General features: G+C 58.3%; 16 protein-coding genes and 2 tRNA genes. 7 read left to right on the top strand and 11 right to left on the bottom strand.

The window, feature by feature from the left end; translation table 11 throughout:
• Window positions 1–17 precede the first annotated feature (17 nt).
• Window positions 18–680 carry a DUF192 domain-containing protein gene (locus EAF64_RS21320; RefSeq protein ID WP_227738890.1) on the bottom strand — a complete coding sequence of 221 codons (663 nt, stop codon included), beginning with the start codon at window positions 678–680 and terminating at the stop codon, window positions 18–20.
• A gap of 49 nt (window positions 681–729) precedes the next feature.
• Window positions 730–1,233 carry a DUF192 domain-containing protein gene (locus EAF64_RS05410; RefSeq protein WP_129067972.1) on the bottom strand — a complete coding sequence of 168 codons (504 nt, stop codon included), beginning with the start codon at window positions 1,231–1,233 and terminating at the stop codon, window positions 730–732.
• 84 nt (window positions 1,234–1,317) lie between these two features.
• Between EAF64_RS05410 and EAF64_RS05405 the strand changes: the two genes are divergently transcribed.
• Window positions 1,318–1,391: transfer RNA gene (locus EAF64_RS05405), tRNA-Val, on the top strand.
• Between the two features lie 135 nt (window positions 1,392–1,526).
• On the opposite strand, the gene EAF64_RS05400 is transcribed toward EAF64_RS05405, so the two are convergent.
• Entirely contained in the window at window positions 1,527–1,970 is a 444-nt protein-coding gene (locus EAF64_RS05400) for a hypothetical protein (protein ID WP_129067971.1), read from the bottom strand.
• A gap of 193 nt (window positions 1,971–2,163) precedes the next feature.
• Between EAF64_RS05400 and EAF64_RS05395 the strand changes: the two genes are divergently transcribed.
• The 3 genes from EAF64_RS05395 (at window position 2,164) to EAF64_RS05385 (ending at window position 5,184) form a co-directional block, all read left to right on the top strand.
• Window positions 2,164–2,237: transfer RNA gene (locus EAF64_RS05395), tRNA-Phe, on the top strand.
• A gap of 684 nt (window positions 2,238–2,921) precedes the next feature.
• Complete coding sequence (locus EAF64_RS05390; RefSeq protein ID WP_129067970.1) at window positions 2,922–3,350, top strand: hypothetical protein; 429 nt, start codon at window positions 2,922–2,924, stop codon at window positions 3,348–3,350.
• 370 nt (window positions 3,351–3,720) lie between these two features.
• On the top strand, window positions 3,721–5,184 hold the full coding sequence (locus EAF64_RS05385) for a hypothetical protein (RefSeq protein WP_129067969.1): 1,464 nt from the start codon (window positions 3,721–3,723) through the stop codon (window positions 5,182–5,184).
• A 1-nt stretch (window position 5,185) separates the two neighbouring features.
• Here EAF64_RS05385 and EAF64_RS05380 read toward each other — a convergent pair whose 3' ends face one another.
• The 6 genes from EAF64_RS05380 to EAF64_RS05360 form a co-directional block, all read right to left on the bottom strand.
• Entirely contained in the window at window positions 5,186–6,352 is a 1,167-nt protein-coding gene (locus EAF64_RS05380) for a site-specific DNA-methyltransferase (RefSeq protein ID WP_129067968.1), read from the bottom strand.
• 58 nt (window positions 6,353–6,410) lie between these two features.
• Window positions 6,411–6,668 (bottom strand): hypothetical protein, encoded by a 258-nt coding sequence (locus tag EAF64_RS05375; protein WP_129067967.1) that lies wholly within the window; start codon window positions 6,666–6,668, stop codon window positions 6,411–6,413.
• 262 nt (window positions 6,669–6,930) lie between these two features.
• A complete protein-coding gene (locus EAF64_RS05370) occupies window positions 6,931–7,902 on the bottom strand; it encodes a hypothetical protein (protein ID WP_129067966.1) in 972 nt (323 codons plus the stop codon).
• Window positions 7,903–8,054: 152 nt separating this feature from the next.
• On the bottom strand, window positions 8,055–8,564 hold the full coding sequence (locus EAF64_RS21315; protein ID WP_227738889.1) for a hypothetical protein: 510 nt from the start codon (window positions 8,562–8,564) through the stop codon (window positions 8,055–8,057).
• A 139-nt stretch (window positions 8,565–8,703) separates the two neighbouring features.
• A complete protein-coding gene (locus EAF64_RS21310; RefSeq protein ID WP_227738888.1) occupies window positions 8,704–9,027 on the bottom strand; it encodes a hypothetical protein in 324 nt (107 codons plus the stop codon).
• Between the two features lie 214 nt (window positions 9,028–9,241).
• Window positions 9,242–9,559, bottom strand: a complete 318-nt coding sequence (locus EAF64_RS05360) for a hypothetical protein (RefSeq protein ID WP_129067965.1) — start codon at window positions 9,557–9,559, stop codon at window positions 9,242–9,244.
• A gap of 102 nt (window positions 9,560–9,661) precedes the next feature.
• On the opposite strand from EAF64_RS05360, the gene EAF64_RS05355 reads away from it, so the two are divergent.
• Window positions 9,662–9,907 (top strand): hypothetical protein, encoded by a 246-nt coding sequence (locus EAF64_RS05355; protein ID WP_129067964.1) that lies wholly within the window; start codon window positions 9,662–9,664, stop codon window positions 9,905–9,907.
• Between the two features lie 122 nt (window positions 9,908–10,029).
• The gene (locus tag EAF64_RS05350) at window positions 10,030–10,224 is read left to right on the top strand and encodes a cold-shock protein (protein ID WP_092694539.1); all 195 of its coding nucleotides are present in this window, start codon (window positions 10,030–10,032) and stop codon (window positions 10,222–10,224) included.
• A gap of 54 nt (window positions 10,225–10,278) precedes the next feature.
• Here EAF64_RS05350 and EAF64_RS05345 read toward each other — a convergent pair whose 3' ends face one another.
• Complete coding sequence (locus EAF64_RS05345) at window positions 10,279–11,031, bottom strand: DUF429 domain-containing protein (protein WP_129067963.1); 753 nt, start codon at window positions 11,029–11,031, stop codon at window positions 10,279–10,281.
• A 126-nt stretch (window positions 11,032–11,157) separates the two neighbouring features.
• Here EAF64_RS05345 and EAF64_RS05340 point away from each other — a divergent pair, with 126 nt between their 5' ends.
• Window positions 11,158–11,502 carry a cupin domain-containing protein gene (locus EAF64_RS05340; RefSeq protein WP_129067962.1) on the top strand — a complete coding sequence of 115 codons (345 nt, stop codon included), beginning with the start codon at window positions 11,158–11,160 and terminating at the stop codon, window positions 11,500–11,502.
• Here EAF64_RS05340 and EAF64_RS20820 read toward each other — a convergent pair whose 3' ends face one another.
• Window positions 11,503–11,679, bottom strand: coding sequence for a hypothetical protein (locus EAF64_RS20820; RefSeq protein ID WP_193767584.1), 177 nt, complete (start codon window positions 11,677–11,679; stop codon window positions 11,503–11,505).
• Window positions 11,680–11,709: the final 30 nt, after the last annotated feature.

The raw sequence follows: 11,709 nt of genomic DNA, 5'->3' as shown, positions 1-11,709 counted from the left end.
ACGCCTCGTCCGCCCTCTCACTCGCTGTCGGGATTCGGCGTCGCGTCCGCGGTCGCGATCCGCGCTGGAATCGCCACCGTGTCGCCAACCGCGAGCCCCGTGCGGTTGGCGTAGCCACGGTTCACCTCCAGTACGTACTGCCCGTACCCCGGATACCCGGTGAGTTCGTCGCCGCTCTCGCCGGGTTCGGTGGGTGCGTGGTGGATCGTCGTGATCGTGCCGTTGGGCGCGACGAAGACGATGTCGAGCGGGAAGTCCATGTCCCGCATGACGTAGGTGTGGTTCCCGGGCGACTGGTAGACGAACAGCATCCCCTCGCTCTCGCTCAACTCTTCGGTGTCGCTGAGGCCGGTGTAGCGCTCGCTGCCGGTGTCGGCGACCGTCACCGTGACCCGCCCCAGGACCGTCCCGTTCCCGTCACGAAGCTCGACCTGGGGTCGCGGCTGGTCGTCTGCATCGGCCGTGCCCGTTCCGGCCGTGCCAGTTTCGGGGCCGTCGGTGGTCGCTGGCGTTCCTGCCCCGGTCGCCGTCTCGGCCGGCGTGTCCGTGGCTTCGGGTCCGGACGGGCCAGTCGTCGCGGACGTGGCCGTCGGCGTTCCGTCGCCGGGTGTCCCCGCACACCCCGCCAGGACGAACGAACAGACCACGAGGACGGCCACGAACGTTGGACGTCGTGACACGCCGAGAATGTCCACGTGCGCCGGAATAAAGCGTGCGGTCGGTGCGAGATCAGCTCACCCCGTCGGGAATCACGACGGTGTCGCCCTCGTCGATCCCGGTCGCGTTCGTGTAGCCCCGCGGGACTTCGAGGACGTACTTTCCGCGGCCCTCGTAGCGGGTGAGGTCGTCGCCGCGCTCGCCGGGTTCGATGGGGGCGTGGTGGATGGCCGTGATCGTGCCGTCGGGTGCGACGAAGAGGATGTCCAGCGGGAACGACATATTCCGCATGACGTAGGGGTACGTGTCGACGTTCTCGTGGACGAACAGCATCCCTTCTCCGGAGTCGAGGCTGGCGGTCTCGCTGAGGCCGACGTAGCGCTTGCGGTCGGTGTCGGCGACGCGCACGTCGACGGTGGCGAGCGTCGTGCCGTTGTCCTCCCGGACGGTGACGGTCGCGTTCTCGTAGTCGCTCGGTTCCAACGGTGGCGCGAGGACGCCCGATTGGACGACGAGGGCGACGGCGAGGATCAGGAGCAGCCCTGCCGTAATCGCGTTGACGGTCCGGGACGGCATGGTCGAGAGGTGGGCAGTCGGTGGCGTAAGGCTGTCGACCCAGAAAGTAAGCGTTATTCTTCGGGGTGGATTTGGACCGAGTACGGGTTCGTGGTCTAGTCGGTTATGACGCGGCCTTTACAAGGCCGAGATCGGTGGTTCGAATCCGCCCGAACCCACTGTCTCGCGGCGCGAACGACTCGTGAGCGTCGCGGAAAGAGTTCGGCGGATTCGCGGCCCAGAGGACGAGCGGAGCGAAGTTTCGTGGTTCGAATCCGCCCGAACCCACTGTCTCGTCGAATCCGTCCGCCCGATCAGGGCTTGATCCACCAGAGGAGGTCACGCACCATCTGCCGGGCGGTGTCGACGTGGGAGTCGGCCTCGGGGTCGCCGGTGCTGTCGGCGTGCTGGAGCAGGTCGTCGACCTGCTGGGTGCGGTTGCGCGCGGTGGCCTTCGACGGCGTGCCGGTCGAGAGGTCCCGCGAGATGCTCCGCGCTTCGCGGATGCGGTGGTCCTGTTGCTCCGGTTCCTGCTCTTCGACCACGTCGAGATGCCAGCGCACGTCGCGCATGGCGCGTTCGGTCCGGTCGTCGCCGCCGGGGCCGTCCGCCGGTCTCGCGTTCGCGCTCGGGCCGACGCCGGCGTCGGCGTCCTGCACGCGGCGGATACCCCGACCCTCCACGGATCGCTTGTTGCGCTTTGCGTTCCTGATCGAGCGCTCTCCATCTCCCCCCCGGGAGTCCCGCCGATCCCTCATGACACCGGCACTGTCTCGTCCACCAACAAAGGTTCTTCGCTCGGACCGACGCCGCTGGCTGTTCAGTCCCGCTCCGGGACAGACGACGGTTCTGGGGGCCAGCGGCGGACCAGCCACGCCCGCTCTCGTCTGACCGGGCTTTCGAAATCCTTTTTTCTACCACCCTCAACTGTCGGGATGCGCACGACGGCGCGCCGCCTTAGCTCAGACTGGGAGAGCACTCGACTGAAGATCGGGCTGTCCCCGGTTCAAATCCGGGAGGCGGCATCCTTGTTGCGGGTCGAACCACAATCACCGCACAGCGTTGCGATTCACCCGGTTTCGACGGGAAATCGCCGGGAAATTTGAACCCGTCACAGCACTCGACCTCGCACTTGCTTGCGTTTCACGAGATTCGACGCGGGCCAGTATGGTGTAACCCTGGAGTCGAGTGGACGTGAAGCGTGGGACTATTCCCCGGGTCGAACCATGTCAATCCAACCGTTGGGGTATCGACGTGTGTTGATCGCTACTTTCCCACCGATCGAAAGGTAAATATTTTGATATATTCCGTATTTAGGTTGCTGCCGTTGCTGAATTGCAGGATGAGTTGAACTGAACGTCCTCAAGCGGGTACAATGGTTGCACGTTGGACACGCACTTGATGCCAGTAGCGCTAAATCCGAGAAAATGTTGTCGTTACTTGCGTCGACTGACACCGGTAAAACGGTGTTTCTGGACGTCGACGAGATCGTAGGCAAGCCAGTCGATATCCGACACGATCTCGATTCACGGTTTATTAAACGCACGAGCGTTGTTAAGTAACTGGCAAGCGAGAACCAGACGAAGACGGAGCGGAAGTCCGGATATGCGTACGTAGTTCGCCCCACCGCGAAACACTTCTTCTCGGCAAACCGAGTTACAGAACGTAAATCGCCGGACGAGGCCCCTTAGAACCGCTGGCTCACTGTGATGTTCACCGAGCGGATCCCCCGGGACGATCAGGATTCCGACCTGGCGGTGAAGTTGACCAGATCCGAGGAACTGTTTGGTAGCCTGAACTGGGCTATTGAGGGTGACCAGCGCCTCAGAGAGCAGGGGTACTTTACAGGTGAGCGTTCTCCCAGCGAAAGCCAGTCCTTGTGGCAGAAGAACGGCGGATCGATTGACCGGTTCATCAGCAAGCACGTCGAAATCGTTCGTAGCGATGACGCGAAGGTGTCGAAGGAGATGATGTATGCGGCGTACACGCAATTCGTAGAAGATCACGATGCAACTCCTGAAACACAACATATGCCGACAAGGAAACTGAACTCAATCGATGGGATCGAAAGTAGCCAGCGCCGATTCAACGGTGAACTCAAGAGCGCATTTGTGGTGGATGAGGAACTTGCGACATAGATCTCTTCGACCTGGAATGGGTGTCAGACGTTTTTTTCACGAGTTCGACCGCACACGATGATTCGATACGGAAGAACCGAAGCGAGACCACTTACGTCGACGACGCCGCCTGGTTCACTGTTCGTGAGTTCCTAAACCGCATATATATCTTTATCCGGTCGGGGGCACCAATTCTCGAATATAGTGCAGAGGCCATATCGCAGTCAACTGTTTTCAGATGCTAAGCCGACCTCTCCCGCCGAGGTAATTACTACTGGTAATTACACGGTTCAAGACGGATCACGAAGCAACGTGATGCAAGGAGAAGATCTCGTAGAGAATCGTATGTTGCAGGTGAAAAACGGTCGATGGCTGATGGAAGATTCGTAAAATGCCACGAAGTGATGACTACGATATCAGCAAATCAATCGATCTCAAAGACGCTGTCTCGGGAGGATCTCAACAGACTAGCTTAGAGGGTTTCTTGGAAGAATCCAGTCAGGCAGAGCAAAAGATCAACACTGACGAAGTGTTGGAGGTCTACAACTTCCCGACTGAGGAATTATCCAGGATCGAGGGCATAACGTTCGCTGACAGTGTCGCGGAGGAAGTTACTGACTACACGCACGGGATGCACACGTATCCCGCCAAATTCGTCCCTCAGATACCACGCTGGGCGTTTCGTCTAGCAGAGCTGGATCGAGGAGACACAGTCTACGATCCATTTGTGGGCTGTGGGACGACGATGGTCGAAGCTCGATTGTGCGGACTTGACTCATACGGCACGGATATCAGTCCGTTAGCCCGGATGATGACAGAAGTGAAGAGCAATCCGCTCTTCCCGGAGGATCCCGCACGTCTCAAATCCTGTACTCGAAAGCTACTATCCAACATTCGTAATGACACTACTGAGGAAGAGCTGACCGACGAGAATGAATACTTTAATCCCCCGATCAATTGGGATTTCTGGTTTCCAGAACAGGCAATTGCAGATCTAGTGAAGATCAAGCGCCATATCCTAAATTTTGATCCACCTGTCGAGGTCTCAGAGCAGGATCGGGAGCTGCTAGAAGAATTCTATCTGATCAACCTTTCTTCGATCGTCGATACGGTCTCGTACCAAGACGAGAATCAAATCAAGGTCCGAAAAGACGACGGCAAATTCGAAGACGGCCTCCCAGAAACTGTTGATCTATTCGAGAAAACCGTCGAAAAGAATCAACGAGGTGCTGTCGAGTTTGCTAAGAAGTGTGGAGGCGACGGTCTCTTCGCTAACGTAGTCGGGGAGGATGCACGGACCCAGGCAGTTGAAGAGAACTCGGTCGATCTCGTAGTCACTTCGCCACCGTACATCAACGCCATCGACTACACGATGGCCCACAGACGAAGTCTCATCTTCCTCGATTTCTTCGATCAAGAGTCCTACAAGGAGCATAGACGGGAATACGTCGGAATGACCGAGCGAGCGGTTACAAAGGACTACTACGACGAACTGCGTCTGACGGGATACGACCCAATCGACGAGCAGATCAAGAAGATATTCCAGAAGGGTGAACGGAAAGATAAAATTCGGGCATTCATTCTCTATCAGTACTTCACGGGAATGGAAGAAGCATTCGAGTCGCTCGACCGGGTTCTGAAAGAGGACGCCTATTGTGTCATCGTTGTCGGTGACAACGAAATTCGGAACGAGTACATTCCGACGGCGAAGTATCTAAACTCGATCGCCGAGAGCGTTGGCTTCGATTCTGTTACGAATTTCAAACACTACTATCGGAAGGTGCAACTGCAGACCGGTCGTCGGAGTACTGGCGGTAAAATCGACTACGAAACAGTACTCATTCTACAGGCCTAACTCAGTCTGCCTCGTGAAACACGAGCATCTTCTCGAATTTTTGATTTTCTTCCATTTTATCACTATTTGCCCGCATTCCGAAGTGTGGTCCGTATACCTCTTTGCTCACCGAATTCCCTAGCGTAAGTCCGTGTTTCTGGGCTTCCTCGACAAGAATGTCGTTCGTATCGATGTGTTCGCCATCAACGACAGACGTAGCGTTTACGATAACCGCACATCCATCATCACGGAGAACCCGTGCGACATTTTCCAGAACAGCGGACATATCGTCCCTGTACCTGCTGACTTTGTCGCCCTTGCGTCGGAGATGACGCCCGATCTCACGCTGATTGAACGTGTCGACGTCCAAGTCGAGCCATTTGAATCGGAACTTATGATACAGCCCATAGTCCCAAGAGTTGAGATACGGGGGGCTCGTAACGACGAAATCTGCACAATTACTCGGGACGCCGTCCATCTCCCGTGAGTCTTCGTTGTAGATATCGGTCTCAACCGGCCCAGGCACTTCTGCCTCGAGAGTTTGAAGCTTATCCAGAATGCGATTCGCCTGCTCAGTGAACCGTTCAAGACACTCCTTGTTATCTACGTCGTTCTCTACCTGTGTGTATCGTGATTCACTGTCCTGATTTGAGACACCAACAATAATTCGAGAGAATGCGATACGTAGAGCATCGTAGACTCGTTCGTTCTGTACATCCTCGATACGCCGTTTGATTACCGCTAACTCTTTCTGTACGTTCTTGTTGAACCAGTCATCCCGGTTATGGAATTCCGGTATCTCAGGTTCCTCGAACGACTTGCCGATGAGATTCTGCTGACCGTAGAGACTATTGACGTCTGTCGATATGTCGGAAATAACTTCTCGTGCCAGTCGTCGGTCGCCATCCTGAAGCTTCGTTGTTTTTACTTTAGCGATCAAGCAGGCGAGAGGGTTCGCGTCTACACCAATTGCGTTGCGCCCCAGGGACAAGCTCTCGACGAGAGTAGTTCCAGAGCCGCTGAAAGGGTCGAGGACGACATCTCCTTCGTCGGTATATTCTCGAATCAGGTAACGAGGGATTTCCGGTGAGAACTTAGCAAAGTATGGGTGAATATCGTGGGTGAGCTCTTTGCTACTGCTATCCTTTATTTCGCTCCAATCTTTCTCGTCGAGAGTCTCAAATTCCATACTAAGTCCTTACGAGAGAGGATGGCCGCGTCATCGAATATAAATTGTGATGTGGGGGTTAGACTCGCGTTGCTCTTGCATCTTCCTCACGCAAATAGAACCGATAGAACGGATCATACTGTATCTCAACTTCTGGTCGAGACGTACTCCAAGTTCCGAACCCGAATACGAGTCCAGTGATCTCTCGATTGAGCTCCTGCCTCAGCCGTTCAAGAAGAGCATCGCGCTTCCTGTAGTATAATTCAAACTTCTCTTCTAAATCATCACCAAACCGTTTGTCTACTTCGACGATGACGAGATTGCTATCTGCTTCCATGGCGACGATATCGGGAGTGCGATCATAGAGGTGTTCGAAAGCTAGATTTAGATTTGCTCGATCGCCAATTCCTCCACGACTGCTACCGGGTTGATAAGTATATAGTACGTCGTGGCCGTGATCTTCAAGCCATATCTTGATCTCACGGATCGCGAGAGATTGGGTTCGACGTATCATGTGTCCCGAGATAGTGGGACAGGAATAAGATACCTCTTTCCCCCTCGCTTATATGACTGTAGAAGAACCCCGCCTAGTTTGAGGTCTATACGTCGATTTGGTCGCTCTGATCAGCGTAGTAAATCTCGTCTGCGAATTCCTTCATCAAGCGATAATACAGTTCTTCTTCGTTCTCTTGGAACCACCAGAAGTCCCTCGGGAGGTTTCGGAAGAATATACGAAGATCGCGGATCTTCTCTCCTTCCTCATTGTACGCGAAGAGTACCTCTGACATCTTCGCCATGCCCGGGTACGGGTCGAGATTCCCGGTTCCTTTTGTGTGCCATCCTTGCCGATCTGGATTGGGCCCTGGTATCGAGGTAACGTAATCGTCGTCGACCCGAATCCAGCTCCGTCGTCGCCCGTTCTTCGTCTTGAGGATAGACTCAGGCTCGAAATCCGTAGCGATATTTTCGACCGTCTGTGAGACGGTCTCCATCGACCCGTTTTGATCACCGTTGACCGCCCAGTTGCAGAGACTTGCGAGCCGAGTCGTCTTATCGTCGTGGTCCTCCTCGGTAAACATGAGTGCGAGACACGGCGGTTCGTAGATCTGATTCGCCTTCCGGAACGTTTCAGCGAACCACGTGAGATATGCCGTGTCTGTGTCGTATGATTCGATTTTCTGGAAGATCACACTCGGCACGCCTTCCATTGCTGGCTTTACTTGTCGAGGAATGCGCTGGGCGATATTATTGTAGGTGAGTTCGTGGTACGTCGTCTCGACTGAAAGAACCGGTTCCTCGTCGACTACGAGAATAATATCCGGAGCACACCACTGAACGACCTCCTGTACCGGCTCAGGTGCAGTGATCTTGTCTTCGTGCATCGCACGACGATCCAGATCGAATTCGAAATAGGATCCGTTCAGGTAACTGTCCTCTCCACCACCCCGTTTGGCGATGTAAACGTTGTCGATCTCGAATTCGAGGTTGTCACCGACGTTACTCAGAAAACCTGTGTCTTCGTTCACTAATTCACCCGAGGTTTCTGAGTAGATATCGACTGTCGGACTCACACGAGGGGCTACAAATGGATTCCTAAAAGTATTGACTCCCAGTTTCGGTCCACGGACAGTGGGATAAAAGGACCGTGTATCTCGTGAAGATGTTCTCCAGCCGGATTTATATCAAGAGGTCAAAAATAACCTGTGACACCCGTGACGGGTGTTCAGGCGTCTTCGAGGTACGCTCGACGCTGTTCCTTCTTCACCTGTTCGGAGCGCTTGTCATAGTGTTTGTCTAGCACGTCCATCCCCACGTCCATCCGGTCACTCACGACTTTCTCGGGGACGTCCTCGGACGAGTGGTGCGTGATGGACCCGCGACAGATGTCGTGAGGACTCGCGTTCGAGGGGTCACGACCGATAGGGCAACCACCGCCGCAGAAGCACGGACGAGTGACGAAATACACCGCATCCCGGATTGAGGACGCCTGCGTCCGACCGTTCTCCGTCGTCAGCATCGGTTCACGCCCGTAGTCGTCGATCACGTCGTGACGGTCGTGGTCCATCCAGTCATCGATCACACGGCACGTCTCCGCGGTCAACGCGACGAGACGTTCCCCCTCCTCGCCGTTCTTCAGGGGCGTACCCATGTCGGGACGGTGTTCGAGGGGGAGTGATTCGTTTCCGCCGTCGTAGTCGTCAACGTCGAGTGACTGCAGTGCCCCGAGACGCATCCCCGTCTGTCAGCGGATTCGAGGATACCGTGCGGGCGAGAGGCGTATTTGAATCGCCGGAGGTACGGGAGGAGTTCGTCGGCGTCGTCCCCGTCGAGGATACCGTTCGCCTGTTCGTCGTGCTTCTTCAGCACGGGCATCACAATCTTGTCGTGCAGACCTTCGGGGACGGCATCGATGGATTCACACCACCGGATGAACACGCGAAGGGCGTCGAGGCTGCCTTCCAGCGTGATGGTTTCAGATCTCCGTCGTCGCGCCGCCAAGTCTTGAACTGTTGCAGTTTCCGTCCGGTGAAGTCGTTCATGTCGTCGAGGCCTTCGACGTTCTCACACCACCGGATGAAGTGTTTGAGACGGTAGTGATACCCGTCGAGAGTCGATTGCGACACTTCGTGTTTCCGCGCGTTGAGGTACCTCTCCTTGGCCTCAGCGGGTGAGATAGGTTCGAGCGTTTCGTTCATGATTGAGTCCGAAACGCAGGCAGAGACGCGGAATCGTCGCGTGTTCGAGCTGTCCCTGGCCCCCGCGAGCGGAGCGAGACGCCAGTCTCGCGTTTTTCAAATCCGGGAGGCGGCATTTCACCCTTTTGAACCACGGAGTCGTCAGAGGCGAAGCGCTCGGTCACGAAGATGTGGTTCTCCTGAGCCGAAGCGGGACGGGCGTGTTTGGACTGTGTCAGTCCCCGTCGCCCCGCTTGACCAACTCTTCGGCCATCGCCAGCGCGGCGTCCACGTGCCGAACGGCCGTGTCGTTATCGAGGTCGCCGGCGCTCTCCAGCAGGTGAACGACCTGTCGGGCGCGTTTCGTCACGACGGCGTCGGGGGCCGAGCCGTCCGCAACGTCGGCGGCCGCGGCCTGGGCCTCGCCGAGCCAGCGGTTCGCGGTCGGGTCGATGGGTAACTCCTCGGTCGCCGCGAGGTGGGTGTGGAGGGCGGCGGCGAGGGCTGCCCGATCCATCGCGGTCGGATCGCCGGTTTCGAGGTCGTCGGGCATACCTCGCCTTCGAACCCCAGCCCCGTAGGGCCTCCGCGAACCCGTAGGAGGTCGCCGGAACCCGTAGCTATTTGCGACCCAGCCTGCACCCACCGGACGAGGATGACCGTCCTGTCAACCGAAGACGAGGGGAAGTTCCTCATGGACGTCGAGGGTGAACAGATCGGCATCGTGACCGAAGTCGATCCGGACGAACAGGTCGCCTACGTCGAACCGGATCCGGACATCGGCGAGGCGCTGATCCAGGGGCTTGGCTTCGGGGACGCCGACGAGGACGATATCGAACTGCCGGCCGAGGCCGTCGAGACCGTCACCGACTCGGAGCTCCGCGTCACGATCGACCTCTGAGAGCGGCCGAAGACGTCCCGCAGACGCTCGTTTTCGCTCGTCGCGGTCGAATTCCTTCGAAGGTGTCCGTGGTTCGCCGTCTCGCAAGGGTTATATGTCCCGCGCGTCTCCGGACGAAGGCAATGGCAAACGGTACGGTTGATTTCTTCAACGACACAGGCGGTTACGGTTTCATCGACACAGAGGATGCGGACGAGGACGTGTTCTTCCACATGGAAGACGTCGGCGGCCCGGACCTCGAAGAGGGACAGGAAGTCGAATTCGACATCGAACAGGCAGAGAAGGGTCCGCGGGCGACCAACGTCACCCGCCTGTAATCGGTCGAGCTGCGTTCTTTCATTTATCAGCGTCGGAGCGGCCGCGCCGTCCGTTCAGTCGTCGTCGGCCGTCAGCGGTGACTCTGCTCGATAGACGAGTCCCATCCGGAGGCCGGTGGGGTCAGTAGGCGGGTCCGCGGGGAGCGTGTGGATCGACCCGGGGCCCGGCCGGGCGGTGTAGCCGAGCGCGACGGCGTCGAGGACGTCGGCGACGGTGACGGTGTGACCGGCGGTGGCCTCGGCCGCGCTCTGGACGACCGGCGGCGCGTCCCGGTCGAAGGTCGCGAGCGCGCGCATCCGCTCGGCGTAGCCCGCGGCCGTCGCTGGATCGTGCTCCAGCGTCGTCCCGGCGAATGCCCGAAAGCAGACTTCGGGGTGGGCCTCGGCGATCACCGGCCGGGCGTCCGAAACCTCCTGGAGGAGATCGTCGAGCGCGACGATGGCCTCACTGCGCTCGAAGGCCGCCCGTGAGAGGTCGCGCCCGGTTTTGCGCTCGGTGACCCGGGCCGCTGCCGGAAACCGGCGCTTTCGCGCGGCCTCCCTGACCGGTGGATCGGTGACCGCGTCGGCACGAGGGCCCAGCACTTGCCGGGCCGCTCGCTCCGGCGCTCGCGGCGTCTCGCCCTCTTCGCGGAGGCCGACGGGCACGTCGACGAGAATCGACTCGGCGACGTCCTCGTACTGTGCCCAGACGCTCCCGACTTCCGGGAACACGTCGGCGTGATCGAATCCGTCGGCGGCGAACGCGGCCACCAACCACTCGCCGTCGCTGCAGACGACGCCGAGATACAGGGGCTCGTCGCTCATCACTCGAACCGACGGGCCGCGCGGTCAAAAATTGCGGGGCAGCGTCTGACGCGCGTCGTTTCGGCCGCCCGTCGCCCGCGATCCCGAACCGAAGGCTACTCCGCCTGCGGTGGTGAATCGGCGGGCATGGAACGCGTCGACTTCGATGCGGCCGAGACGTACGAACCGGACGAGGGCTGGCGACGGGTCGCGCTGGCCGGCAGCGACGACGCCAGTCTGGAGTGGTTCGAGAAGCCACCGGGCCACTCCTCGCCGATGCACGACCACGAGAACGGGCAGGTCTGTCTCGTCCTCGCCGGCGAACTCACCGTCGACACCGAGGACGACGAGGCGACGCTCGGCCAGTACGACTCCGTGTGGCTCGACCCCTGGGAGTCACACCGGGTCGAGAACACCGGCGACGAGACTGCCGTGGGACTGGACGTCTTCACGCCCGGCCGTTCCTTCGACTTCTGGACCGACCGGGAGTAGTCACCCGGACTTCGTCAACTCGGTCAGGGGCACCAGCCGGTGCTGGACGGTGGGTTTCGTGTACCCCGTCGACTCGCCGGTCTCGCCGCCGTAGACCTCGACTTTCTGCTGGAGGACGTGGGGCTCGCCCTCCTGGTTTTTGATGATGTCGATGGACTGCCAGGCGTCTTCCGGCATACCCCATGCAGGTTGCTCCCGGTACGTTAG

It is taken from the genome of Halorientalis pallida (genome assembly GCF_004118325.1).
In the GTDB taxonomy this organism is placed as follows: domain Archaea; phylum Halobacteriota; class Halobacteria; order Halobacteriales; family Haloarculaceae; genus Halorientalis; species Halorientalis pallida.
This window is presented reverse-complemented; position numbering and strand designations above follow the sequence as displayed.

Excerpts from the sequence above, each read along its gene's own strand:
- EAF64_RS05390 (WP_129067970.1), top strand. The coding sequence starts at position 2,922 with ATGTTCACCGAGCGGATCCCCCGGGACGATCAGGATTCCGACCTGGCG.
- EAF64_RS21315 (WP_227738889.1), bottom strand. The coding sequence starts at position 8,564 with ATGCGTCTCGGGGCACTGCAGTCACTCGACGTTGACGACTACGACGGC.
- EAF64_RS05400 (WP_129067971.1), bottom strand. The coding sequence starts at position 1,970 with ATGAGGGATCGGCGGGACTCCCGGGGGGGAGATGGAGAGCGCTCGATC.
- EAF64_RS05350 (WP_092694539.1), top strand. The coding sequence starts at position 10,030 with ATGGCAAACGGTACGGTTGATTTCTTCAACGACACAGGCGGTTACGGT.
- EAF64_RS21310 (WP_227738888.1), bottom strand. The coding sequence starts at position 9,027 with ATGAACGAAACGCTCGAACCTATCTCACCCGCTGAGGCCAAGGAGAGG.
- EAF64_RS05410 (WP_129067972.1), bottom strand. The coding sequence starts at position 1,233 with ATGCCGTCCCGGACCGTCAACGCGATTACGGCAGGGCTGCTCCTGATC.
- EAF64_RS05340 (WP_129067962.1), top strand. The coding sequence starts at position 11,158 with ATGGAACGCGTCGACTTCGATGCGGCCGAGACGTACGAACCGGACGAG.
- EAF64_RS05355 (WP_129067964.1), top strand. The coding sequence starts at position 9,662 with ATGACCGTCCTGTCAACCGAAGACGAGGGGAAGTTCCTCATGGACGTC.
- EAF64_RS20820 (WP_193767584.1), bottom strand. The coding sequence starts at position 11,679 with ATGCCGGAAGACGCCTGGCAGTCCATCGACATCATCAAAAACCAGGAG.
- EAF64_RS05360 (WP_129067965.1), bottom strand. The coding sequence starts at position 9,559 with ATGCCCGACGACCTCGAAACCGGCGATCCGACCGCGATGGATCGGGCA.
- EAF64_RS05385 (WP_129067969.1), top strand. The coding sequence starts at position 3,721 with ATGCCACGAAGTGATGACTACGATATCAGCAAATCAATCGATCTCAAA.
- EAF64_RS05345 (WP_129067963.1), bottom strand. The coding sequence starts at position 11,031 with ATGAGCGACGAGCCCCTGTATCTCGGCGTCGTCTGCAGCGACGGCGAG.
- EAF64_RS05380 (WP_129067968.1), bottom strand. The coding sequence starts at position 6,352 with ATGGAATTTGAGACTCTCGACGAGAAAGATTGGAGCGAAATAAAGGAT.
- EAF64_RS05375 (WP_129067967.1), bottom strand. The coding sequence starts at position 6,668 with ATGGAAGCAGATAGCAATCTCGTCATCGTCGAAGTAGACAAACGGTTT.